Annotated in this window: 1 protein-coding gene; it reads left to right on the top strand. The window is 60.7% G+C overall.

Translation table 11 applies throughout. The features are described 5' to 3' along the window. The coding region (locus tag PQU96_RS15900) for an IS3 family transposase (RefSeq protein WP_272773379.1) at positions 1–868 on the top strand (868 nt) is incomplete at its 5' end. Positions 869–884 lie beyond the last annotated feature (16 nt).

Genomic DNA, 884 nt, shown 5'->3' with positions numbered 1-884 from the left:
AAAAGTGGTGAGCGCACCGTCACGGCGGGAGCTGGTGCGCCATCTCGTGGGCAAGGGGCTCAGCGAGCGTCGATCGCTGCGCCTGGCCGGCATGAGCCCCAGTTCATTCCGTTACCAGCCCGCCATCGACCGCAATGCGACCTTGAAAGCGAAGATCATCGCGCTCGCGCAACGTCACCGACGCTACGGTGCCGGCATGATTTACCTGAAGCTGCGGCAGGAAGGCATGCAGGTCAATCACAAGCGGGTGGATCGACTCTATGCCGAGGCAGGTCTGCAAATTCGCCGGCGTAAGCGCAAGAAGGTGCCGGTGGCAGACCGTCACCCACTGGCCCGCCCCTTGGCCGCCAATCAGGTCTGGTCGATGGACTTCGTGTTCGACCGGACGGCAGAGGGGCGTGTCATCAAGAGCCTGACCGTTGTCGATGATGCTACGCACGAGGCAGTCGCGATTGTGCCGGAGCGTGCGATGAGCGGCATGCATCTGACGCGCGTCCTCGACCAGTTGGCGCAGACACGCGGCTTGCCTAAAGCGATCAGGACCGATAACGGCAAGGAGTTCTGCAGCCGCGCCATGCTCACCTGGGCACATGCTCGTGGTGTTCAACTCTTCCTCATCGAGCCCGGCAGGCCGAATCAGAATGCTTATATCGAATCGTTCAACGGGCGCTTCCGGGATGAGTGTCTGAACGAACACTGGTTCACCAGCCTGCGCCATGCCCAGGTCGTGATCGAAGCCTGGCGGAGGGAATACAACAACGAAAGGCCCAAGAAAGCGCTGGGTGGTTTGACGCCAGCGGCCTACGCCAAATCACTCGCGGCGAAATCAGGTAAATTAACCTCGGACTCTAAAGCTCAGTGCTCCTAAGAATGGGGGGACCTCG

The sequence above is a fragment of the Vogesella margarita genome (assembly GCF_028548475.1).
In the GTDB taxonomy this organism is placed as follows: domain Bacteria; phylum Pseudomonadota; class Gammaproteobacteria; order Burkholderiales; family Chromobacteriaceae; genus Vogesella; species Vogesella margarita.
This window is presented reverse-complemented; position numbering and strand designations above follow the sequence as displayed.